This is a genomic window from Bosea sp. OAE506, from assembly GCF_040546595.1.
Classification (GTDB): domain Bacteria; phylum Pseudomonadota; class Alphaproteobacteria; order Rhizobiales; family Beijerinckiaceae; genus Allobosea.
On sequence record NZ_JBEPOB010000001.1, the window covers coordinates 3,192,310 to 3,212,884 of the forward strand.

General features: G+C 68.0%; 18 protein-coding genes and 2 tRNA genes. 7 read left to right on the forward strand and 13 right to left on the reverse strand.

What is annotated here, in order from left to right; genetic code table 11:
* Positions 1-4 precede the first annotated feature (4 nt).
* The 8 genes from ABIE41_RS15585 to ABIE41_RS15620 all read right to left on the reverse strand — a co-directional run bounded on the left by ABIE41_RS15585 (position 5) and on the right by ABIE41_RS15620 (position 7,142).
* Positions 5-412, reverse strand: a complete 408-nt coding sequence (locus ABIE41_RS15585) for a winged helix-turn-helix domain-containing protein (RefSeq protein WP_354192448.1) — start codon at positions 410-412, stop codon at positions 5-7.
* 75 nt (positions 413-487) lie between these two features.
* On the reverse strand, positions 488-1,564 hold the full coding sequence (gene modC / locus ABIE41_RS15590; protein ID WP_192642804.1) for a molybdenum ABC transporter ATP-binding protein: 1,077 nt from the start codon (positions 1,562-1,564) through the stop codon (positions 488-490).
* Between the two features lie 14 nt (positions 1,565-1,578).
* Positions 1,579-2,277 (reverse strand): molybdate ABC transporter permease subunit, encoded by a 699-nt coding sequence (gene modB, locus ABIE41_RS15595; RefSeq protein WP_192642946.1) that lies wholly within the window; start codon positions 2,275-2,277, stop codon positions 1,579-1,581.
* Positions 2,274-3,077 carry a molybdate ABC transporter substrate-binding protein gene (gene modA, locus ABIE41_RS15600; RefSeq protein WP_192641250.1) on the reverse strand — a complete coding sequence of 268 codons (804 nt, stop codon included), beginning with the start codon at positions 3,075-3,077 and terminating at the stop codon, positions 2,274-2,276. The genes modB and modA overlap by 4 nt, the downstream gene beginning before the upstream one ends.
* A gap of 120 nt (positions 3,078-3,197) precedes the next feature.
* A complete protein-coding gene (locus ABIE41_RS15605; protein ID WP_192641251.1) occupies positions 3,198-3,722 on the reverse strand; it encodes a cupin domain-containing protein in 525 nt (174 codons plus the stop codon).
* A gap of 60 nt (positions 3,723-3,782) precedes the next feature.
* Complete coding sequence (locus ABIE41_RS15610; protein ID WP_354192451.1) at positions 3,783-5,327, reverse strand: MFS transporter; 1,545 nt, start codon at positions 5,325-5,327, stop codon at positions 3,783-3,785.
* Positions 5,328-5,509: 182 nt separating this feature from the next.
* Entirely contained in the window at positions 5,510-6,367 is an 858-nt protein-coding gene (sseA, locus tag ABIE41_RS15615; RefSeq protein ID WP_192641252.1) for a 3-mercaptopyruvate sulfurtransferase, read from the reverse strand.
* 58 nt (positions 6,368-6,425) lie between these two features.
* Entirely contained in the window at positions 6,426-7,142 is a 717-nt protein-coding gene (locus ABIE41_RS15620) for an alanyl-tRNA editing protein (RefSeq protein ID WP_192641253.1), read from the reverse strand.
* 157 nt (positions 7,143-7,299) lie between these two features.
* On the opposite strand from ABIE41_RS15620, the gene ABIE41_RS15625 reads away from it, so the two are divergent.
* Complete coding sequence (locus ABIE41_RS15625; RefSeq protein ID WP_192641254.1) at positions 7,300-8,109, forward strand: SDR family NAD(P)-dependent oxidoreductase; 810 nt, start codon at positions 7,300-7,302, stop codon at positions 8,107-8,109.
* A 3-nt stretch (positions 8,110-8,112) separates the two neighbouring features.
* On the opposite strand, the gene ABIE41_RS15630 is transcribed toward ABIE41_RS15625, so the two are convergent.
* Both ABIE41_RS15630 and ABIE41_RS15635 read right to left on the reverse strand, forming a co-directional pair.
* Positions 8,113-9,564 carry a cryptochrome/photolyase family protein gene (locus tag ABIE41_RS15630; RefSeq protein WP_192641255.1) on the reverse strand — a complete coding sequence of 484 codons (1,452 nt, stop codon included), beginning with the start codon at positions 9,562-9,564 and terminating at the stop codon, positions 8,113-8,115.
* Between the two features lie 186 nt (positions 9,565-9,750).
* Positions 9,751-9,825: transfer RNA gene (locus tag ABIE41_RS15635), tRNA-Asn, on the reverse strand.
* Positions 9,826-9,988: 163 nt separating this feature from the next.
* Between ABIE41_RS15635 and ABIE41_RS15640 the strand changes: the two genes are divergently transcribed.
* Positions 9,989-10,062, forward strand: a tRNA-Cys gene (locus tag ABIE41_RS15640).
* Positions 10,063-11,066: 1,004 nt separating this feature from the next.
* Here the strand turns inward: ABIE41_RS15640 and ABIE41_RS15645 are convergent.
* The gene (locus ABIE41_RS15645; protein ID WP_192641256.1) at positions 11,067-11,861 is read right to left on the reverse strand and encodes a hypothetical protein; all 795 of its coding nucleotides are present in this window, start codon (positions 11,859-11,861) and stop codon (positions 11,067-11,069) included.
* 275 nt (positions 11,862-12,136) lie between these two features.
* Here ABIE41_RS15645 and ABIE41_RS15650 point away from each other — a divergent pair, with 275 nt between their 5' ends.
* The 3 genes from ABIE41_RS15650 (at position 12,137) to ABIE41_RS15660 (ending at position 15,086) form a co-directional block, all read left to right on the forward strand.
* Positions 12,137-12,775 (forward strand): protein-L-isoaspartate O-methyltransferase family protein, encoded by a 639-nt coding sequence (locus tag ABIE41_RS15650; protein ID WP_192641257.1) that lies wholly within the window; start codon positions 12,137-12,139, stop codon positions 12,773-12,775.
* A gap of 163 nt (positions 12,776-12,938) precedes the next feature.
* The gene (locus ABIE41_RS15655; RefSeq protein WP_354192456.1) at positions 12,939-14,336 is read left to right on the forward strand and encodes a TolC family outer membrane protein; all 1,398 of its coding nucleotides are present in this window, start codon (positions 12,939-12,941) and stop codon (positions 14,334-14,336) included.
* 207 nt (positions 14,337-14,543) lie between these two features.
* Positions 14,544-15,086, forward strand: a complete 543-nt coding sequence (locus ABIE41_RS15660; protein WP_465247120.1) for a PopZ family protein — start codon at positions 14,544-14,546, stop codon at positions 15,084-15,086.
* A gap of 22 nt (positions 15,087-15,108) precedes the next feature.
* Here ABIE41_RS15660 and ABIE41_RS15665 read toward each other — a convergent pair whose 3' ends face one another.
* Together ABIE41_RS15665 and ABIE41_RS15670 are read right to left on the reverse strand one after the other, a co-directional pair.
* Positions 15,109-15,339, reverse strand: coding sequence for a hypothetical protein (locus ABIE41_RS15665; protein WP_192641259.1), 231 nt, complete (start codon positions 15,337-15,339; stop codon positions 15,109-15,111).
* A complete protein-coding gene (locus ABIE41_RS15670) occupies positions 15,339-15,824 on the reverse strand; it encodes a pyridoxamine 5'-phosphate oxidase family protein (RefSeq protein WP_192641260.1) in 486 nt (161 codons plus the stop codon). The genes ABIE41_RS15665 and ABIE41_RS15670 overlap by 1 nt, the downstream gene beginning before the upstream one ends.
* Before the next feature lie 188 nt (positions 15,825-16,012).
* Here ABIE41_RS15670 and ABIE41_RS15675 point away from each other — a divergent pair, with 188 nt between their 5' ends.
* Positions 16,013-18,832 carry a valine--tRNA ligase gene (locus tag ABIE41_RS15675; protein WP_192641261.1) on the forward strand — a complete coding sequence of 940 codons (2,820 nt, stop codon included), beginning with the start codon at positions 16,013-16,015 and terminating at the stop codon, positions 18,830-18,832.
* Positions 18,833-18,877: 45 nt separating this feature from the next.
* On the forward strand, positions 18,878-20,509 hold the full coding sequence (locus tag ABIE41_RS15680) for an alkaline phosphatase D family protein (RefSeq protein WP_192641262.1): 1,632 nt from the start codon (positions 18,878-18,880) through the stop codon (positions 20,507-20,509).
* Positions 20,510-20,575 lie beyond the last annotated feature (66 nt).

Here is a 20,575-nt window from a genome sequence, read left to right on the forward strand (position 1 = left end):
GGCGTCACGCCTCCGCTTCCGCCGGCTGCGCCTTGGCCGGGCGTGGGGTCGGATCGATGGCGCCGCGCAGTGCCTCGATGGGTGCGGCTGCCGCTTCCAGAACCGTGCGCTCGACCGCCCTGTAATGGGCGAGGACCTCGTGCCCGAGCGGCGTCAGCCTTGCGCCACCGCCCTGGGCGCCGCCGGGCTGCGCCTCGACCAGGGGCTGGCGGAACATGCGGTTGAGATCGTCGACCAGGAGCCAGGCGCGACGATAGGACATCGTCATCGCCCGCCCCGCACCGGAGATCGAGCCGGTCCGGCCGATCGCCTCGAGCAGATCGGCCTTGCCGGGACCGAGCCGGCCGCCGGGCATGAAATCGAGCCGCAGGCCGAGCCTGAGCTTGGGCAAGGTCTCGGGCGGTGCGGGCATGGCGGCGTCCTCGGGCATGCTGTCATGATAGGCATCGCGTGCGGAATGCCCAAGGCGACCATCGGCCAAAGGCCTCTAGGGCGTTTCGACCGAAACGCTCTTCACGATGGCCACGACCGGGCTCCCGATGCCGAGACCCATCGTGACAAGCGATTTGCGGGTCAGCCTTGCCGCCAACCTCTCGCCCCCGCAATCGATCCGCAGGTCGACAGTACTGGCATCGGGTCCGCCTGCTGCGCCGATCTCCGCCACCGTGCCGTGAAGCTGGTTGAGCGCGCTGATACCAGCGACCGGCGCGAGAGCGATCATGACGTCGCTGGCGAGGATGCGGATCCGGATCGTCTCGCCGGCAGGCAGCCCCGTTCGCACGACCTCTAGCATGCCGGCCCGCGTCTCGATCCGCGTCAATCCGAATCCGGGATCGCGCGCGCCGACTGTGCCCTCGATCAGCGAACCCGGCTCGGCCGATCCCGGCCTGAGCGCGAGATCGAGCCGCGACAGGGTCGTCGCGGCCGGCCCGCAAGCCGTGACCATGCCGGCCTCGACGATCGCGACCGTCGTCGCCAGCCGCGCCACCTCCGCCAGCGCGTGCGAGACATAGACGATGGGGATGCCCGCCTCATCGCGCAGGCGCTCGATATAAGGGAGGATCTCGGCCTTGCGGGCCTCGTCGAGCGAGGCGAGCGGCTCGTCCATCAGCAGCAGGCGGGGGCGCGCCAGCAGCGCCCGACCGATTGCCACACGCTGCCTCTCCCCGCCGGAGAGATCGCCCGGGCGGCGCGCCAGCAGATGGCCGATTCCGAGCAGGTCCAGAACCGCCGGGAGATCGATGCGCTCGGCGCCGCCGCGCGGCGCAAACCAGCGGCCGAAGAGCAGGTTGCGGCGCACGCTGAGATGCGGGAACAGCCGCGCCTCCTGGAAGACATAGCCGATCCGGCGGCGATGCGGCGGCACGAAGACGCCCCCCGCCCGATCGAACAGCGCCTCGCCATCGAGCCGGACATGGCCGGATTCGGGGCGGATGAGCCCCGCGATCACGTTGACGAGCGAGGTCTTGCCGGAGCCGGAGGGACCGTAGAGCGCAGTCAGGCCGCCCTGTGAGCGCAGGGTCGCGTCGAGCGTGAAGGCCCCGAGCCGGTGCCTGACGACCATGTCGAGGCCGGCGGTCACGTGGCGCCCACCCGCTTCGAGGCCAGCCGCGCCAGGGCTTCGGAGGCAAAGAGCGCCGAAACCGAGATCGCGATCGAGATCAGCGTCAGCCGCATCGCGCCGGCCTCGCCGCCGGGCACCTGGGTGAAGGTGTAGATCGCCGAGGGCAGGGTCTGCGTCTCGCCGGGAATGTTCGAGACGAAGGTGATGGTGGCGCCGAACTCGCCCATCGCCTTGGCGAAGCAGAGGATCATGCCGGCCAGGATGCCGGGCAGACAGAGCGGCAGGGTCACGGTCACGAAAACCCAGACCGGGCTCGCGCCGAGTGTGCCGGCGGCGTCCTCCAGCTTGCGGTCGACCGCCTCGATCGAGAGCCGGATCGCCCGCACCATCAATGGGAAGCCCATCACCGCGCTCGCCAGCACGGCGCCCGTCCAGCGGAATGACAGGACGATGCCGAACCAGTCTTCCAGAAACTGGCCCACCGGCCCGCGCCGGCCGAACCAGATCAGCAGCAGATAGCCGGTGACGACGGGCGGCAGGATCAGCGGCAGATGCACCGCCGCATCGAGGATCGACTTCCCCCAGAAGCGCCCGCGGGCCAGCAGCCAGGCGACGCCGAGCCCGAGGGGCAGGCTCGCGAACATGGCCGTGGCGGCGACGAGCAGGCTCAGGCGGACCGCCGTCCATTCTTCAGGGGATAGCCAGTCGGTCACGTGGCGTTGGCGGCCTTGTTCAGGACCGTGAAGCCCTGCTTCTCGAACGCGGCCTTCGGACCTGCGCCGCGCAGATAGGTGAGGAATGCGACCGCATCGGGATGGGTCGAATCCCTGGTCACGGCGACGGGGTAGAGAATCGGCGGGTGCGAATCCGGCGGGAAGGTCGCGAGGACCTTTACTTTGGGATCTGCGGCGGCATCGGTCGTGTAGACGATGCCGAGCGGCGCCTCGCCACGCGAAACCAGCAGCAGCGCAGCCCGCACATTGTCGGCCTGGGCGACCTTGTCCTTCACCTTGTCCCAGGCGCCGAGCTTCTCGAGTGCTGCCTTGCCATATTTGCCGGCCGGCACGGACTCGACATTGGCCATGGCGAGGCGGCCCGGACCCAGGGCCGCAGCGAGATCGAGGCCCGGCCCCATGGCAATGGTCGCGGTCGACTCGGAGGGTGCAATCAGGGCGATGCGGTTGGCGAGCAGGGTGACGCGGGTTTCGGGCCGGATCAGCCCCTTGCCGGCGGCATAGTCCATCCAGTCGAGATCGGCCGGGAGGAACAGATCGGCCGGCGCGCCGGCTTCGAGCTGCTTGGCGAGCGCGCTGCTCGCCGCATAGGAGATTCTCGGCGCCGGCTTGCCGGTTTCCCTGACCCAGGCGGTCGTCGCATCGTCGAGCGCGTTCTTCAGGCTGGCGGCCGCGAAGATAACCAGATCGCGCGGTTGCGCGAGAGCCGGGCCGGCGCCTGTTGCGAGGCCGATGGCCACAGCCATGGCCATTCCCAGAAGCGCGCGCCGCTCGAGCATCTGCCGGTCCTCCGCGTGACGTCGCTGTGTTTCGCCGTATACAGCGATGGTCGCAGAGGGCGGCGCGGCGAGTCAAGGCGCGTCCGTCGGGGATAGCGATGGTTGAGGTTTTGGTCCGCGTCAGCCCGGCGGGTGCTTGTGGATCGGGTCGACCCAGTAGACCGATTCTGGCGCCTCGACCGGGTCGACATCGGTGATGTTCACCACGACCGCCTCGTTGTCCGAGCGGACCAGGACGCATTCGAGCGGGTTGTCGGGGTCGGCGTTGATCTCCTGATGCGGCACGAAGGGCGGCACATAGATGAAATCGCCCGGACCGGCCTCGGCGACGAATTCGAGCCGCTCGCCCCAGCGCATCCGCGCCTTGCCGCGGACCACGTAGATCACGCTTTCTAGCTCGCCATGATGGTGCACGCCGGTCTTGGCATTGGGCTGGATCGAGACCGTGCCCGCCCAGATTTTCTGCGCGCCGACACGGGCATGGTTGATCGCCGCCTGCCGGAACATGCCCGGCGTCTGGGCGGTGTTGGGATCGAGCTTGTCGCCGGTGATGACGCGCACGCCATCATGCTTCCAGCGCGGCTCGTCGCCATGCTCATGGTCGTGCGGGTGATCGTGCGGATGGTCGTGGTCGTGATCGCTCATCGGTCGGCTCCTCCGCAGCGAGGGTAGGGCAGATGCGCTGCGCGTGGAACCACCTCGCCGTCAGGCCGGGTGCGCGGTGGCGGTCGCCTTGCGCAGCAGGACGAGCGCCGTCAGCGCGGTGACGAAGAGTCCGACCGTCGCGACCAGCGCCGAGAGCTGCATGCCCGCGACAAAGGCGGCCCGCGCGGCCGCCAGCAGGCTCGCGGCGAGATCGGCCGGCAGCCGCGCCGCCTCCGCGACGGCGCCGCCGAGCGTGGCCGCGGCATTGCGGGCGGTGTCGGGCGGCAGACCGGCGGGCTGGGTCAGTGCCATCTGGCCGCGATAGACGGCCGTGACGATGCTGCCGAGCACAGCGATACCGACCGCGCCGCCGAACTCGAGGCTGGTCTCGGAGATCGCCGCCGCCGAGCCGGCGCGCTCCGGTGGGGCGCTGCCGACGACGAGCTCCGTCGTCAGCGCAACGACCGGGGTGAAGCCGAGCGAGAAGATCACTCCGGCGACCACAACGATCGCGATGGGGCTGTCCACCGTAACGCGCGAGAGCAGGGCGAAGCCCAGCGCCGCGAGGGTCAGCCCCACAGCCATGATCGGTGCCGGGCGGAAGCGATGCGCCAGGACCGGCGCGATCGGGGTGCCCAGGATGAAAGCCAGCGCCGAAGGCAGGCTCCAGAGCCCGGCCTCGAGCGGCGAGAAGTCTTTCACCAGCTGCAGATACTGGCCGATGAAGAGGAAGCTGCCGAACAGGAAGAGGAAGCCGAGCACGTTGATCGCCAGCGCGGCGCTGATGACCGGATTGCGGAACAGGCGAAGGTCGAGGAAGGGATCGGCGAGCCGGCGCTGCCGGCGCAGGAAGACGCCGCCGACGGTGAGACCCGCGAGGATAGCAACGGCGGCCTCCCAGCCGCCCCCATGCTCGGCCAGATGCTTGATGCCGTAGATCACCGCCAGGACCGCCACGAGCGAGAGCACCGCACTGGCGAGATCGACCCGGCCGGCCTCCGGGTCCTTGAACTCCGGCAGCAGAATGGGGCCGAGCGCGAGCAGCAGGATCATCACCGGCACGCCGACGAGGAAGACCGAGCCCCACCAGTAATGCTCTAGCAGGAGCCCGCCGACGAGCGGGCCGATCGCGCCGCCGGCCGAGAAGCTGGCGATCCAGATGCCGATGGCGAAGCTGCGCTCCTTGGAATCGAGGAACATGTTGCGGATCAGCGAAAGCGTCGAGGGCGCCAGCGTCGCGCCGGCGATGCCGAGCAGGGCCCGGGTCGCGATCAGCATCTCGGCGCTGGTCGAGAAGGCGGCGAGAATCGAGGCTAGACCGAAGGCTGCAGCGCCGATCAGCAGGAGCTTGCGCCGCCCGATCTTGTCGCCGAGCGTGCCCATGGTGATCAGGGAGCCCGCGACCATGAAGCCGTAGATGTCGACGATCCAGAGCAGTTGCGCCGCGCTCGGCTTAAGATCGACGCTGAGCTGCGGGATCGCGAGGTTCAGGACTGTGAGGTCCATCGAATAGAGCAGGCAGGGCAGGGCGATCACCGCCAGCCCCAGCCAGTCACGGCGCGTCGCCTTAGGCGCGGTTGCCGTCATGTCGGGGGCGGGCTTCATCGTCGCTGTCCGTGCTGCTGTCCGCGACGGTCGCAGCCGCCTCTCGGTTGGTGTGGGCTTGGAGCCTTATGCCGGACACCACGACTGGCCTGTGACAGCAGGTGTGCGCCTGCCGCCCAGGATGGTTATCTGTCCGGTTGAGTATCGTCCGATGACGCGCCGGTCAACGGGCGCCTGCACGACTAGCCGCGCTTCGCCGGCCCCGTCGCGAGCGGGCGGTCGCTGGCGCCCCATTCGGCCCAGGAGCCGTCATAGAGGGCGCGCGCCGGCTTGCCGATCGTCTCCAGCGCGGTCGAGAGGATCGCCGCCGAGACGCCCGAGCCGCAGCTTGTGATCAGCGGCCGGTCGAGATCGACGCCTGCCTCCGCGAAGGCGGCGGCGATCGCCTGCGGCGATTTGAGCTGTCCGTTCTCGACGATCGCCGGGAAGGGCAGGTTGAGCGAGCCGGGCATATGGCCGGAACGGACGCCGGCGCGCGGCTCCGGCGCCTCGCCGCGGAAGCGGTCGCCCGGGCGAGCATCGACCACCTGCGCGGTTCCCTCGGCCAAGGCGCGGGCGATATCCCCGGCATCGGCGACGGCGGAATGGTCGAGACGGGCGGTGAAGCTGCGCGCGGCGCGGGTGCGCGGCGGGCCCTGCTCGATCGGGCGGTTTTCGGCCTGCCATTTCGGGAAGCCGCCTTCGAGGATCACGACGTCCTTGGCGCCGAAGGTGCGAAACGTCCAGCGCACGCGCGGTGCCGAGAACAGGCCGAGCCCGTCATAGACGACGATGCGCATGCCATCGCCGATCCCCATGGCGCCGACCGCGGCGGCGAAGGTCTCCGGGCGCGGCAGCATGTGCGGGAGGTCGGAGCCCGCGTCCTTGACCGCGTCGATGTCGAAGCGCAGCGCGCCCGGGATGCGCCGCTCGGCGTATTCGGCATGCGGATCGCGGGCATGGACCGGCAGATACCAGGAGCCGTCGACCACGACGACGTCGGGCGCATCGAGCCGCTCGGCGAGCCACTCGGTCGAGACGAAAACGGTGTCGCTGGGCATGTGAGCGTTTCCCCTGTGCTCGGATTCTGTCGCCGTCGGCGGTCGGGCAAGCGCGCCCTCAGGCGAGCGCGATCCGGATCCGCCGGTTCTGCTTGCCCTTCTTCTCGATATCCGTGACCGCGACAAGGCCGATCTCGGCGGTGTTGCGGACATGGGTGCCGCCGCAGGGCTGGAGATCGATGTCGCCGATCGCGACGAGCCGGATGCGGCCCGAGCCGCGCGGCGGCTGGACCGACATCGTCTTGACGAGGCCGGGATTGGCGTCGAGCTCGGCATCGGTGATCCAGCGCTCGGTCACGGCAGCGTTGCGCGCGATCAGCGCGTTCAGCTTCTCGGCGATCTCAACCTTGTCGAGTCCGCCCTCGGGAATGTCGAAATCCAGCCGTCCATCCCCGTCGCCGATCGCGCCGCCGGTGACGGGGAAGGGCAGGACGACGCTGAGCAGATGCAGGGCGGTGTGGATGCGCATGCGCTTCAGCCGCCGCTCCCAGTCGAGCACGGCCGTGACCGCTTCGCCGGGCTGGGGCGCGGACTGGCCCTCCAGCGGCACATGCAGCACGCGGCTGCGGTCCTGCGGATCATAGATCGCGCTGCCGATCGTGATGGTGGTGCCGTCGGCCCGGCGCAGCAGGCCGGCATCGCCGGGCTGGCCTCCGCCGGTGGCGTAGAACACGGTCTTGTCCAGCTCGATGCCGCCGCGCTCGTTCACCGCCAGCACGGTGGCCGGGGTCTCGGCGAGATAGGCGTCGTCGCGGAAGAGCAGGGCGGTCGTCATGGTCGGGCAACTCGTGGCAGGGACCGGCATTCGGTCGGTCGGGCAGGGCTGCGGAGATTGCACCGGACGCGGCCGCGACGCCACCTCGCCTGTGCCGGGACTTCCGTCACGCCGCGGCTGCGCCTAGATAGGCCATGCTCTCCGCATGCGAGGTCCCATGTCCCTTACGCGCCTGTCCCTGCCGCGGATGCGGCCCAGCGACGGCGTCGCCTGGATCACCGGAGCGAGCTCGGGCATCGGCGAGGCGGTCGCCCTCGAACTCGCCCGGCAGGGCTGGACAGTCGCGATCACCGCCCGACGCCTCGAGCTTCTGGAGGACATCGCCCGCCGGGCCGAGGGTCTGCCCGGCCGCGTGCTCGCCCATGCGGGTGACGTTACCGACGCCGATTCGATGAAGGCCGTCATCGAGGGCATCGAGAGCGTGCAGGGGCCGATCGCGCTCGCTTTCCTGAATGCCGGAATCGCGCCCGATTCGGATGGCATCCTCGACATGGACGCCTTCGAGCGCATCATCGCGGTCAATCTCGTCGGTGTTGCACGCGGGTTGGCGGCGCTGCTGGACCGCATGGTGGCCCGCGGCCGCGGTCAGATCGCCGTCAACGCCTCCGTCGCCGGCTATGGCGGGCTGCCGGGCGCCTCCGCCTATGGCGTGTCGAAGGCAGCCGTCATCCATCTCTGCGAGACGCTGAAATTCGACTGCGACCGGGCGGGGATCACCCTCCAGCTGGTCAATCCGGGCTGGGTGGAGACGCCGATGACGCGCCCCAAGACGGTGCCGATGCCCTTCATCATCCCGCCGGATGTCGCGGCCCGGCGAATCGTCGAGGGGTTCGCGTCCGGCGGCTTCGAGATCACCTTCCCGCGCCGCCTGGCCTGGCCAATGAAGCTGCTCAACCTCATGCCCTATCCGGCCTATTTCTGGCTGCTGCGCCAGGCGTCGCGTCGCGGCGGCGCCCGGCCGCTCTGACCGTCAGCCCTTGGTGCTGGCCAGTGCCGCCAGCGCCCGCTGGCGGCCGGCGTCGAGATCGACGATCGGGCTCGGGTAGGTGACGCCCAGATCGATGCCCGCACGACGCAAGCTGACCGAAGGCGCCTTCCAGGGTTCGTGGATCTCGGCATCGCCGAGGGCCGCGATCTCGGGGATCCAGCGGCGGACATAGGCGCCGCGGGGGTCGAATTTCAGCCCCTGCGTGACGGGGTTGAAGATCCGGTAATAGGGCGCGGCATCGGCGCCCGAGCCGGCGACCCATTGCCAGCTTGCGGCGTTGTTGGCCGGGTCGGCATCGACCAGCGTGTCCCAGAACCAGGCCTCGCCCGCGCGCCAGTCGATCAACAGATGTTTGATCAGGAAGGAGGCGACGATCATCCGGACGCGGTTGTGCATCCAGCCGGTGGTCCAGAGCTCGCGCAGGCCCGCATCGATGATCGGGTAGCCGGTGGCCCCGCGCTGCCAGGCCTTCAGCGCGGTCTCGTCGTGGCGCCAGGGGAAGACATCGAAGCGCTGGTTATAGTTGCGGGTCGCGAGATCGGGATTGTGGAAGAGGAGGTGATACGAGAATTCCCGCCAGCCGATCTCGGAGAGGAACTTGTCCGCGTCGGATTCGGGGGCTGTCGCCTCGCCGCTTTCAATGGCGCTGCGGGTCGCATGCCAGATCTGGCGCGGGCCGATCTCACCGAAGCGCAGGTGCGGCGAGAGCCTCGAGGTCGATGCCAGATCGGGCCGGTTGCGATCCTCGCCATAGCCGGCCAAGGGACCGGAGAGGAAGCGAGCCAGGGAATCCGCCGCGCCCGCTTCGCCCGGCGTCCAGGCGTCGCGCAGACCGCCCGCCCAGTCGGGCGCGTGGGGCTCCAGCGCGAGATCCTCACGCGTGACGGCCATTGCCGCCAGCTCGGCCGGCAGGGCGGCTGCCACGATGCGGGCGGGGGCGGGCAGGGGCGCCGGCGGCTCGCCGCGGGCGCGGGCGGCGCGCCAATAGGGCGTGAACACCTTCATCGGGTCCCCGGTCTTGGTGGTGACCTGCCAGGGCTCGTTCAGGAGCGCGGCATTGAAGCTGGAAACCTTGCGGCCCGCGTTCTGGAGTTCGCTTTTGATCCGGGCGTCGAGCGCGACCGAGTCACCGTCATAGCGCCGGCTCCAGGTGACGAGCCCGGCTCCGGCGAGGTCCGCGACCTTCGGCAGCAGCGTTTCCGGGTCGCCCCTCAGCAGCATCAGGGCGCCGCCTCGGCGCTCCAGATCGGTGGCGAGTGCCGCGAGCGACCGCGAGAGCCACCAGCGGCTGGCGCCGCCGAGCGGCCGCCGCGTGGGGCTCTCGTCGAAGATGTAGAGGCCGAGCGTCGGTCCCGCGGCGACGGCCGCCGCAAGGGCCGGGTTGTCGGCGAGACGGAGATCGTCGCGGAACCAGTGGATCGAGGGGGCTGACATGGGCCGAGAGGTAACGCGTGGCCGCGTGCCGCGCCAGCCGTCGCCCCGTGGCAGGAGGAAGCAGGGCGCGGAGGGATTCGCGTGCGCCCTGGCAGCCTTCGTCTCCCCGCCGATCACCGCGGCGGACCGTCACCGTCCGGCAAAGAAAAAGGCCCGGGCGGTGTCGCTCGGGCCTTTCAGAAACAGTGGCTCCCGGAGCAGGATTCGAACCTGCGACCAATCGATTAACAGTCGATTGCTCTACCGCTGAGCTATCCGGGATCGGTGGGCGGCGTATAGCGACGCCTTTCCGGGGACGCAACCCCTTTCCGTCGATCCGTGACGGAAAGACGACGAGCCGCGCCGTCGCGCCGCTTCGCTGTTGCAGCGCGCCGCAGCTTATGGTTATTGCGGCCATCGGCGTCGTCATGCGGCGCCGACGGAAGGCCTCGTGGCGGAGTGGTTACGCAGAGGACTGCAAATCCTTGCACCCCGGTTCGATTCCGGGCGAGGCCTCCAAATTCCTCAATAAAAACAACCACTAAGCGTTGTGCTATCCAGCTGGAACGGGCGCTTAACCCCCCTAAGTCCCCTACAGTCCCCTCGCATGTGGGGGACCAAAAGGTTGGATTGTCCTTCCACTCCTCTTCGAGTCGGCCAATGCACCGCAATCAGGCCAAATGGGGCAGGGCGGCCTCGCAAATGGTACTCGGCAGCAAACGATTTGCGACGTGTGGGGGACCAGATGGGTGTCATAGGACTTGGAGTCCTCTCCCTCTTGATTGCTTTCGGTCAGAATCATACTCTAAGTAGCGGAATACCGACTAGATTCGGCTCTATGCTGACGCTTCGAACGGACTCACAGAAATATATTGATAGGCGATAGGCTGACTGATGACTGACGTTTTGACTGAGGACGAAATTAGAATTCTCATGAAGCTTAACGCTGCGATAGATATACTGCGTAGCTATGACCATAAGATACCGGCATCATACATATCCGCGGCGCTTAACGTAGCTATCAATCCTGGTAATGGCCCTACGCATTATGCTAAGGCTATGGGTACTATCCAACCTATTGCTTCGCGGCTGCTGTTAGAAATTGGCGAGAAGGCTCGTCACAGGGATGGGCCCTTAGGTTTGGTGGAGGCTCAAATTTCACCCGAGAGCCTCAGGGATAAGCAGTATCACCTCACCGCAAAGGGCTTGGACTTAGCAAAGCGATTAGCCGACGTTCTGCGTTGATTTCGTATCCAACACGGGAGGGCGCCGCAGGTACTTTCTCCTGTGATGATTTTATGTCCTAGCTATCAGATAGCGGGGACTTTGTGTTTGAATCCGTTTCAACACATTGTTTTAATTGCTAAATTTTGGTTTGATTGAGGGCATTTCATACGAATAGGCGTTGGTCTGCAAATCCTTGCACCCCGGTTCGATTCCGGGCGAGGCCTCCAAAATTCCCCCAGCAGCGCAGATGGATCGACGCCGGAGTGGCAGGCCGCCCGGCCTCCGAACGCGCTGGATCACACCCCCTGTTTCCCGACGACGAGCGAGGCCGGCACGGTGTAGGGCGCGACGAGTCGCTCCAGCATGCCGGCCGTCTCCGGGTCCTTCGCGAAGCGGATCAGGCTCCAGATGTCGGCCGCCACTTCGAGCAGATGCCGCTCGGCCAGGCTTTCGTCGAGCGCGGAGAAATCGAGCCGGGTGGCAATGCCGCCGCTGCCGGGTGCGATGAACGGCGCCAGCCGGGTGCGCAGCGCTTCGGAGTAGCGGGCGATAGCGGGGTTGGGATCGACGCGAGCGATCAGGATCCCACCTTCGGCCACGGCTGCCAGCATCCGCCGCATAAGAATCGTCCGCTCGAAAGCGGGCAGTTTCCGAAGATTGGCCTGGAGCTCAGGCAGGAACGCCGCGCGCGGGCCGGTCGCGGCCTCGACGACTGCGTCCTCCTCGGGCGACGCCGCCAGCGGCCGGAAGAATTCAAGGTCGCAGGCGGTCCCGCTGCACCACACGCGCTGGGCGCTGATCTCCACCGCCACCTTGCGGCCCGATGCGGTGCGGAGCACGGCGGGTTCGCAATCATAGAAGCCATGGCGGTCCAGAAGCATCAGGCGCCGGTCGCGCTCGCCATTGCTTATGGCCGTTCCCTTGTCGATCAGGGACTGTCCATCGAGCTCGCCCCAGACCCGCTCGATCAGCGCGAGATAGGCGGTGTTCGCGGCCAGATAGCGCGCATCGTACAGGCCGCTGGTGGAGAGGGTCGATGCGACATCCGATTTCTCGACAATGGCAACGCTAAGCGACTTCGTATCGAACATAGACGGCCATCCAAGCGAATCGACATGACGCTAGGTCATGAGCGGCGTCCGCGACAGAGCGGTGAACTTGTTACGGAGGTCGGTCCTCGCGCTATGCGGGCATCGCCGGTCCGGATCGTCCCGCAACCGGCCGCCGGGGGCGCCCCCGGCGTCTTGCCTTTTGCGACGCGCTCGAACAGAAAGCAGCGACGGCTGGCATGGCGGTTAGCGGGGGCACGACAGGCCCTTGCGACGCCAGCCGGGCTCAGGATTTCGGCGGACGGAGATTTCGCGCCATGGAGAGTTTCGTCGCGCTGCGCCGAATGATGGTCGATTGCCAGTTGCGGACCTATGACGTCACTGATCGCAGCGTGCTTGCGGCGGCCGACATCGTCCCGCGCGAGGCGTTCCTGCCCACCGGCCTCTCCCATCTGGCCTATCTCGACCAGACGGTCGCGCTGCCGGGAACGGGCCGGGCGCTGGTGACCCCGATGGTGGTCGCGCGGATGATCCAGGTGCTGGACCTGCAGCCAGGCGAAACCGTCCTCGAATATGGCGGCGGCAGCGGCTACGGCGCAGCATTGATGGCGCAGATGGGCGCCGTTGCGACGCTGTGGGAGACAGATGCTGCGGCTCTCGAGCTCGCGAAGGCCGCCTTTGCGGCAGCGGGCGTTGCCGTCATGGCGACGACGGACCGCCCGCAGGACAGCCAGTTCGATGCGGTCCTGGTTGCAGGGGCCTGCGAGGTTACGCCTGAGGATCTGTTCCCGCTGCTGCGCGAGGGCGGCCGGCTGATCGTCGTCGAGGGCCTCGGGCGGGCGGCGCGGGTCAATTTGTATCAGAAGAACGGTGGCAGCGTTTCCGGACGGCCTGTTTTCGACGCGGCGGCACCGGCTCTCGCCGAGTTCCGCAAGAAACCGGCCTTCGTGTTCTAAAGCCGGGCGGTGTCGCATTTTTGCGGCACCGGGCCGCTCATCGTGCTGCGGTCGCTCAGTGTACGTTGGCGCTTGCGCCGGCCCGGGCTATGTAACGCTTTCTTTGTATGCCGAGGCTGGGGCGATGCCTGGGCGCGACTCGAGTCCGCACATGAGGCGTCCGGTGACACGACGGAATAAGAACGGAACATTCGGCGCGCTGACGCTCGCCGCTCTGGGCCTCGTGCTCGCCTCGGGCGTCTCCCCGGGAGCGATGGCCCAGACCATGGAAGCTGCGCTGTCGCGCGCCTATTCCGGCAACCCCACGCTCAATGCCCAGCGCGCCTCGCTGCGGGCCACCAACGAGAACGTTCCCCAGGCGCTGTCGGGCTACCGCCCACGGGTGACGGCCTCGGCCGATATCGGCGCGAGCATCACCGACGCCAACGTCCCGGGCGGCCGGACCTCGACCACGCGTCTTGCTCCGCGCGGCGGTGGCGTGCAGGTCGACCAGAACATCTTCGACGGCGGCAAGACCCGCAACTCCGTCGGGCAGGCCGAATCGCAGGTACTGGGCGCCCGCGCCACGCTGCGCAATACCGAGCAGAACGTCCTGCTCGATGCCGCGACCTCCTACATGAACGTGCTGCGGGACACCGCGATCCTGACGCTCAACCGCAACAACGTCGAGGTGCTCGAGGAGCAGCTGCGCCAGACCCGCGACCGCTTCCAGGTCGGCGAGGTGACGCGCACCGACGTCGCCCAGGCCGAAGCGCGCCTGTCGCAGTCGCAATCGCAGGCGATCCTGGCCGAATCGAATCTGAAGACCTCGATCGCGCGCTACCGCCAGAATGTCGGCGCGGAGCCGAAGCAGCTGGCGCCCGGCAAGCCGGTGGAGCACCTGCTGCCGAAGTCGCTGCCATCCGCGCTCGATTCGGCCCTGTCGAGCCATCCCGCGATCGTCGCCTCGCTGCATGGCGTCGATGCGGCGGAGCTGCAGGTCAAGGTCACGGAGGCCGATCTCTATCCCGTGCTCGGCGTCCGCGGCCTCGTGCAGCAGCGCTATGATTCCACCGCATTCGGCGACAACCGGGCCTCGGCCAGTGTCGTCGGAACGCTGACGATCCCGATCTACGAGGGCGGGCAGGTCTATTCCCGCACGCGTCAGGCCAAGGAAACCGCCGGCCAGCGGCGCATCGAGGTCGACACCCAGCGCGACACAGTGCGTGCGGCGGTCGTTTCGGCCTGGGGCGGCCTCGAGGCCGCCAAGGCGCAGATCGTTGCGGCGCAGGCGCAGGTTCAGGCGGCTGAGACCGCTCTCGCCGGCGTGCGCGAGGAGGCCAAGGTCGGCCAGCGCACGACGCTGGACGTGCTGAACGCACAGCAGGAACTGGTCAGCGCGCGCTCGACACTGGTCACCGCCCAGCGCGACCGGGTCGTGGCGTCCTATTCCGTCCTGTCCGCGATCGGCCGGCTCTCGGCCAACACGCTGCGGCTCAAGACCGAGGTCTATGACGAGCGCCGGCACTACGAGCAGGTCAAGGGTCTGCTCTGGGGCACGGAGACGCCGGACGGGCGCTGAACCCGGCGGCGGCTGCCCCGGGCGCCTCGCGGCGTCGACATTCGCGCAACAGGCTCGGTTTCCCTGTGGGCGGAACGGGATGGCGCCTTGCCTGACATCGCCCGCGTGAAATACTCGATGGCTGGGCGGCTTTGATTCTGTCGGTGCGCCCGGAGTCGAGTGGTCCGGATCCAGATGAGCGCGCAACCGAAGGCCAACGAACCCTCGATGGAGGAGATCCTCGCCTCCATCAGGCGGATCATCTCCGATGATGAGGTGAAGCCGGCCGAGGCGGGGGTCGAACCCGCGCCGATCGCCGAAGAGCCACCGCCTTCGACCATCGATGATGACGTTCTCGATCTGGGGGCCGAGGCGGCGCTGATCCCTGCGCCCGAACCGGAACCCGCTCCGCCCGCAGACGGCGATGTCGATTTCCTCGAGCCTGTGCCGGAGCCGGAGCCCGTCGCGGTCGCGCCGCCGCCACCTCCGCCGCCGGAGCCCGCTCCTGCGCCCGTCTTCGCCGCCGCGCCTGCGCCGCCGGCCTTCGACATGGCGCAGTTGCTGTCCGACCAGACCAGCTCCGCCGTCACCAGCGCGTTCGGTCAGCTCGCACATACGGTGCTGACCAACAACGCGCGGACACTCGAAGACCTCGTCAAGGATATGCTCAAGCCGATGCTGAAGAGCTGGCTCGACGACAACCTCCCCACCATGGTGGAGAGGCTGGTCCGGGCCGAGATCGAGCGGGTCGCGCGCGGCGGCCGTCACTGAACGACAGCGCTGCGCGTCGTTTTCAGCGTTCGCCGATGCGCTGACGGCTTTCAGCCGCCGGCGTCTTCAGCCGTTCGAAGGCACCGGCCTCGTTGAGCCGCTTGAAGGCAAGCGCCATCACCGTCATCGCCATGGTCGGGGCGCCCAGGCGCGAGACCAGCATGGAGAGGCCGACGGCGACGGGGCGGGGATAGCGGCCCGACGCGGCTTCCGCCGCGATCCAGGCGCCGACGGCGTGGACAAGCAGGTTCATCAGAGCACCACCTTGCGGTTGACGCCGAGATCGGGCTTGGCGCCGGTCAGGGCGGCAGCCGCCATCTTCACGGTCGTCACGATCTTGCCGGGGCTCGCCCAGAACTCGGCCATGGAAGGCCGGACGCGCAGCACGCGGATGTTCGGGTCTTCCTCGCTGTCCCAGAAGGCGCGATTGCTGGCGTCCCACAGCTCCTTCACCTTGGCGCGGTCGTCGACCACGGTCGCCGTGCCCGTCACCGAGACGTAGCGCATGCTGCTGTTGTCGGCGAAGGTCACGCAGACATTGTCGTTGATGCTGATCTCGTCATCCTTGTGATGGCGACGGTCGGTCAGGAAGAAGATCGTGTCTTCTTCGCGATCGCCATGGGCGTGCATCGGGCGGGCCCGAAGCTCGTCGCCCTCGCCGTCATGGGTCACGAGCATCGCGAATTTGATGTCGTCAATCAGGTCCCAGACCTGGGTCTGGTCGGTGTGATGGGTCATGTCGAAGCTCCTGCTTGCTTGCAGCTTCAACCGGCGGCGGGCGTGCTGGTTCCTTGCAGCGCGGGGCGGCATATCCCGCGCATGGTTGACGCGGGGGGGCGGGTTGCGCTCTTAAGTCCGGCGACCTTTCGGGCCTCAGATTTATCCGGCCGGGCCGAGCCCCGGCCGTTTTCCGTTCGAGCGAAGCGATGATGGACAAGACATTCGAGCCGGCCGCCGTCGAGGCGCGGATCAGCAAGGCCTGGGAAGAGGCGAACGCCTTTTCCGCGGGGCGCGGCGCGGCGCCTGGCGCCGAGTCCTACTGCATCGTGATCCCGCCGCCCAACGTCACCGGCTCGCTGCATATGGGCCACGCGCTCAACAACACGCTGCAGGACGTGCTCTGCCGCTTCGAGCGCATGCGCGGCAAAGACGTGCTCTGGCAGCCCGGTACCGACCATGCCGGCATCGCGACGCAGATGGTCGTCGAGCGCCGGCTCGCCGCCGAGAACAAGACCGATCGCCGCGCGATGGGCCGCGAGGCCTTCCTGGCCGAGGTCTGGGCCTGGAAGGAGGAGTCCGGCGGGACGATCGTCAACCAGCTCAAGCGTCTGGGGGCCTCCTGCGACTGGTCGCGCGAGCGTTTCACCATGGACGAGGGGCTGAGCCAGGCCGTCCTCAAGGTCTTCGTCGCACTGCACGAGCAGGGGCTGATCTACCGCGCCAAGCGGCTGGTGAACTGGGACCCGAAGTTCCAGACCGCGATCTCGGACCTCGAGGTCATCCAGGTCGAGAAGACCGGTTCGTTCAAATGGCAGCGCGGCGGCGAGGATGAGTTCGATTCAGCCAAGCTCGACAAGGTCCTGAGCAAGGACCCGGGCGGGCATCTCTACTACTTCAACTACCCGCTCGAAGGCGTCTCCTATGACGCCGACGACGCCTCGACCTATATCCAGGTCGCGACGACGCGGCCCGAGACGATGCTGGGCGATACCGGTGTCGCGGTGCATCCGGAGAACGAGCGCATCGGCAGCCTGATCGGCCGCAACGCGATGCTGCCGCTGGTCGGCCGCATCATCCCGATCGTCGGTGACGACTATGCCGATCCCGAGAAGGGTACCGGCGCGGTCAAGATCACCCCGGCGCATGACTTCAACGATTTCGAGGTCGGCAAGCGCCATAAGCTCGCGGTCATCAACATCCTCGACGGCGAGGCGCGCATCCTGCTGGCGGAGAACGAGGCCTTCCTCGACGGCAGCGTCCCCGAGGCCGAGACGCTGGCGCTGCACGGGTTCGACCGTTTCGCTGCGCGCAAGGCGGTCGTCGCGCTGATGGCCAAGCGCGGCTATCTCGCCAAGATCGAGCCCAACACCAACACCGTGCCGCATGGCGACCGCTCGGATGTCGTGATCGAGCCCTGGCTGACCGACCAGTGGTATGTCGACGTCAAGCCGTTGGCGAACCGCGCGCTCAAGGCGGTGCAGGACGGACGCACGAAGTTCACGCCCGAGAATTGGACCAAGGTTTATTACGACTGGCTGGAGAACATCGAGCCCTGGTGCGTCTCGCGCCAGCTCTGGTGGGGCCACCAGATTCCGGCCTGGTACGGGCCCGACGGCGAATGCTTCGTCGCGGAATCGGAAGCCGCGGCGCAGGCCAAGGCGATGGGCCACTATGGCGGGGCGGTCCAGCTCACCCGCGACGAGGACGTGCTCGACACCTGGTTCTCCTCGGCGCTGTGGCCGTTCTCGACGCTCGGCTGGCCGGACGATACGGCCGAGCTGAAGCGCTATTACCCGACGGCGACGCTGGTCACCGCCTTCGACATCATCTTCTTCTGGGTCGCCCGGATGATGATGATGGGCCTCAACTTCATGGACGAGGTGCCGTTCAGGGACGTCTACATCCACGCCATCGTTCGCGACGAGAAGGGCGCGAAGATGTCGAAGTCGAAGGGCAACGTCATCGACCCGCTCACGCTGGTCGACCAGTACGGGGCCGACGCGCTGCGCTTCACGCTGGCCGCGATGGCCGCCCAGGGGCGCGACATCAAGCTCGCGACCTCGCGGGTCGAGGGCTACCGCAACTTCGCGACCAAGATCTGGAACGCGGCGCGCTTCGCCGAGATGAATGGCTGCGCCCGCGTCGCCGGCTTCGACCCGGCGCAGGTGAAGCTGCCGCTCAACCGCTGGATCCTGAGCGAGGCGGCGACCGCAGCCGAGGGCATCGCGGCGGGCATCCCAAGCTTCAAGTTCAACGAGGCGGCAGGCTCGGCCTATCGCTTCGTCTGGAACCAGTTCTGCGACTGGTATCTGGAACTGGCGAAGCCGGTGCTGCAGAGCGAGGGCGTCGATCCGGCCGAGAAGGCCGAGACGCAGGCGACCGTTGCGCATGTCATCGACCTGATCTGCCAGCTGCTGCACCCCTTCATGCCCTTCCTCACCGAGGAGCTCTGGGCGCAGAAGGCGGGCGACGGCGCGGCGCGCGTCCTTTCCGCGGGCGATGCGTCTCTCGTCTGCCTGACCCGCTGGCCAGATCTCGCCGCGCTTAAGGATGCCGGGGCGGAGGCCGAGATCGGCTTTGTCGTCGATCTGATTTCTGACATCCGCTCGGTCCGCTCCGAGGTCAATGTCCCCGCCGGCACGCAGGCGCCGCTGGTGCTGGTGAACGCCTCGTCGGCCACGCGCGCGACGGTCGAGGCCTGGGCCCCGATGATCCAGCGCCTGGCGCGCGTGTCCGACATCGCCTTCGAGAGCGTCTCGCCGGCACAGTCGGCGCAGATCATCGTGCGGGGCGAGGTCGCCGCGCTGCCGCTCGCCGGGATCATCGATCTCGAGGTCGAGCGGAGCCGCCTGACCAAAGAGATGGCGAAGCTCGACCAGGACATCGCGGTCGTCGACAAGAAGCTTGGCAATCCCGATTTCATGGCGCGGGCGCCCGACGAGATCGTCGAGGAGAACCGCGAGCGCAAGGCGGCGGCGGAAGCCCGCAAGCTCAAGATCGCGGAGGCTCTGGCGCGGCTGTCGTAAAGGCGCCGCGCGGTTCGGGCCGGTTGCATCGTCGGGGAGGTCAGCATGTTCCGCCGCGACGCCTTCGGACGCTTCGACCCCGATGATTTCGTCACGGCGATCGGGACCCCGTCGCGCCGTCAGCTGCTGGGCGGGCTCGCGGCCTCGGGCCTGCTTCTTGCCGCTGCGCCCGTCCGGGCGCAGCGGCTCTGGGCCAACCCCGTCTTCGCCGCCGACCCGTTCTCGCTCGGCATTGCCTCCGGCGACCCGGCCGAAGATGGGTTCGTGATCTGGACGAAGCTCGCGCCCGAACCCCTTGCCGAGCATGGCGGCATGCCGATGCGGGCCGTCGAAGTCGCCTGGGAGGTCGCCGAGGACGAGGGCTTTGCGCGCGTCGTACAGCGCGGCACCGCGCTGGCGCGGCCCGAACTGGGCCATGCGGTTCATGTCGAGGTCGCCGGCCTGCAGCCCGACCGGTTCTATGTCTATCGCTTCGCCTGCGGAGGCGTCCGCAGCCCCATGGGGCGCGCCCGCACCTTTCCGATGGCGGGGGCGGTGGTCGAGGCGATGCGCTTTGGCGTGCTCGGCTGCCAGCGCTATGAGGACGGCTTCTTCACGGCCTTCCGCCATGTGGCGGAGGAGCGCTTCGACTTCGTCTATCATTACGGCGACTACATCTACGAATACCGCACGATCCGGCCGGGAGACCGCCAGCTCCCGGTGGCGCGCGTGATGCCGGGCGATCCCGACGAGATCTACGCGCTGTCCGACTATCGCCGCCGCTACGCCCTCTACAAGCTCGACCCCGATCTCCAGGCCGCGCACGCCTCGGCGCCCTGGCTCGTTTCCTTCGACGACCACGAGATCGACAACAACTGGGCCAGTGCCATCTCCGAAGAGGCGGGCGTGCCGCCAGAGATCTTCGCGCTGCGACGGGCGGCCGGCTTCCAGGCCTGGTACGAGCACATGCCGCTGCGGCGCAGCGCCCTGCCGAATGGGCCGTCGATTCAGGCCTATCGGCGGTTCCGCTATGGCGATCTCGCCCGGATCGAAGTGCTCGACACGCGGCAGTTCCGCAGCGACCAGCCCTGCGGCGATGGCTGGCAGACGGGGTGCGCCGAGGCGCTGGCCCCGGAGCGCACCATGCTCGGCGCCGCGCAGGAGGCCTGGCTGCGCGAAGGCTTGCGCCTGCCGCCGCCGCGCTGGACCGTGCTGGCGCAGCAGGTGATGATGATGCGGCTGGACAGCGCGCCCGAGGCCGGCACGACCCGCTACCACATGGACAAGTGGGATGGCGCCGTCGCGGCGCGACGGCGCCTGTTCGACGCGCTCGGCGAGGCGGGGGTGGCCAACACCGTGGTCCTGACCGGGGACATCCACCAGAACTGGGCGGGCGAGCTGAAGGCCGATTTCGACGATGCGGGTTCGGCCACGGTCGGGGTCGAGTTCGTCGCGACGTCGATCAGCTCCGGCGGCGACGGGGCGCCGATGACCCGCGCCGGCCGGGTCGTCCTGCAGAAGAACCCGCATATCCGCTATTTCAACAACCAGCGCGGCTATCTGCGCCATCTGGTCGGCCGGGAGCGCTGGCAGGCCGACTATCGCTTGCTCGACCGCGTCAGCGAAAAAGGTGCCGGCGTCACGACCGCGGCAAGCTTCGTCGTCGAGGCAGGGCGACCGGGCCTGCGCCCCGCCTGAGGCCCGCGCCCGCTTTCGGCCGCGCAGCCGTCGTCAAATTGACGTTACAGCAAGACATCACTGGCA

Coding starts and splice junctions, on each gene's coding strand:
- ABIE41_RS15585 (WP_354192448.1), bottom strand. CDS start 412: ATGCCCGCACCGCCCGAGACCTTGCCCAAGCTCAGGCTCGGCCTGCGG.
- modC (WP_192642804.1), bottom strand. CDS start 1,564: ATGGTCGTCAGGCACCGGCTCGGGGCCTTCACGCTCGACGCGACCCTG.
- modA (WP_192641250.1), bottom strand. CDS start 3,077: ATGCTCGAGCGGCGCGCGCTTCTGGGAATGGCCATGGCTGTGGCCATC.
- ABIE41_RS15605 (WP_192641251.1), bottom strand. CDS start 3,722: ATGAGCGATCACGACCACGACCATCCGCACGATCACCCGCACGACCAT.
- ABIE41_RS15610 (WP_354192451.1), bottom strand. CDS start 5,327: ATGAAGCCCGCCCCCGACATGACGGCAACCGCGCCTAAGGCGACGCGC.
- sseA (WP_192641252.1), bottom strand. CDS start 6,367: ATGCCCAGCGACACCGTTTTCGTCTCGACCGAGTGGCTCGCCGAGCGG.
- ABIE41_RS15620 (WP_192641253.1), bottom strand. CDS start 7,142: ATGACGACCGCCCTGCTCTTCCGCGACGACGCCTATCTCGCCGAGACC.
- ABIE41_RS15625 (WP_192641254.1), top strand. CDS start 7,300: ATGTCCCTTACGCGCCTGTCCCTGCCGCGGATGCGGCCCAGCGACGGC.
- ABIE41_RS15630 (WP_192641255.1), bottom strand. CDS start 9,564: ATGTCAGCCCCCTCGATCCACTGGTTCCGCGACGATCTCCGTCTCGCC.
- ABIE41_RS15645 (WP_192641256.1), bottom strand. CDS start 11,861: ATGTTCGATACGAAGTCGCTTAGCGTTGCCATTGTCGAGAAATCGGAT.
- ABIE41_RS15650 (WP_192641257.1), top strand. CDS start 12,137: ATGGAGAGTTTCGTCGCGCTGCGCCGAATGATGGTCGATTGCCAGTTG.
- ABIE41_RS15660 (WP_465247120.1), top strand. CDS start 14,544: ATGGAGGAGATCCTCGCCTCCATCAGGCGGATCATCTCCGATGATGAG.
- ABIE41_RS15665 (WP_192641259.1), bottom strand. CDS start 15,339: ATGAACCTGCTTGTCCACGCCGTCGGCGCCTGGATCGCGGCGGAAGCC.
- ABIE41_RS15670 (WP_192641260.1), bottom strand. CDS start 15,824: ATGACCCATCACACCGACCAGACCCAGGTCTGGGACCTGATTGACGAC.
- ABIE41_RS15675 (WP_192641261.1), top strand. CDS start 16,013: ATGATGGACAAGACATTCGAGCCGGCCGCCGTCGAGGCGCGGATCAGC.
- ABIE41_RS15680 (WP_192641262.1), top strand. CDS start 18,878: ATGTTCCGCCGCGACGCCTTCGGACGCTTCGACCCCGATGATTTCGTC.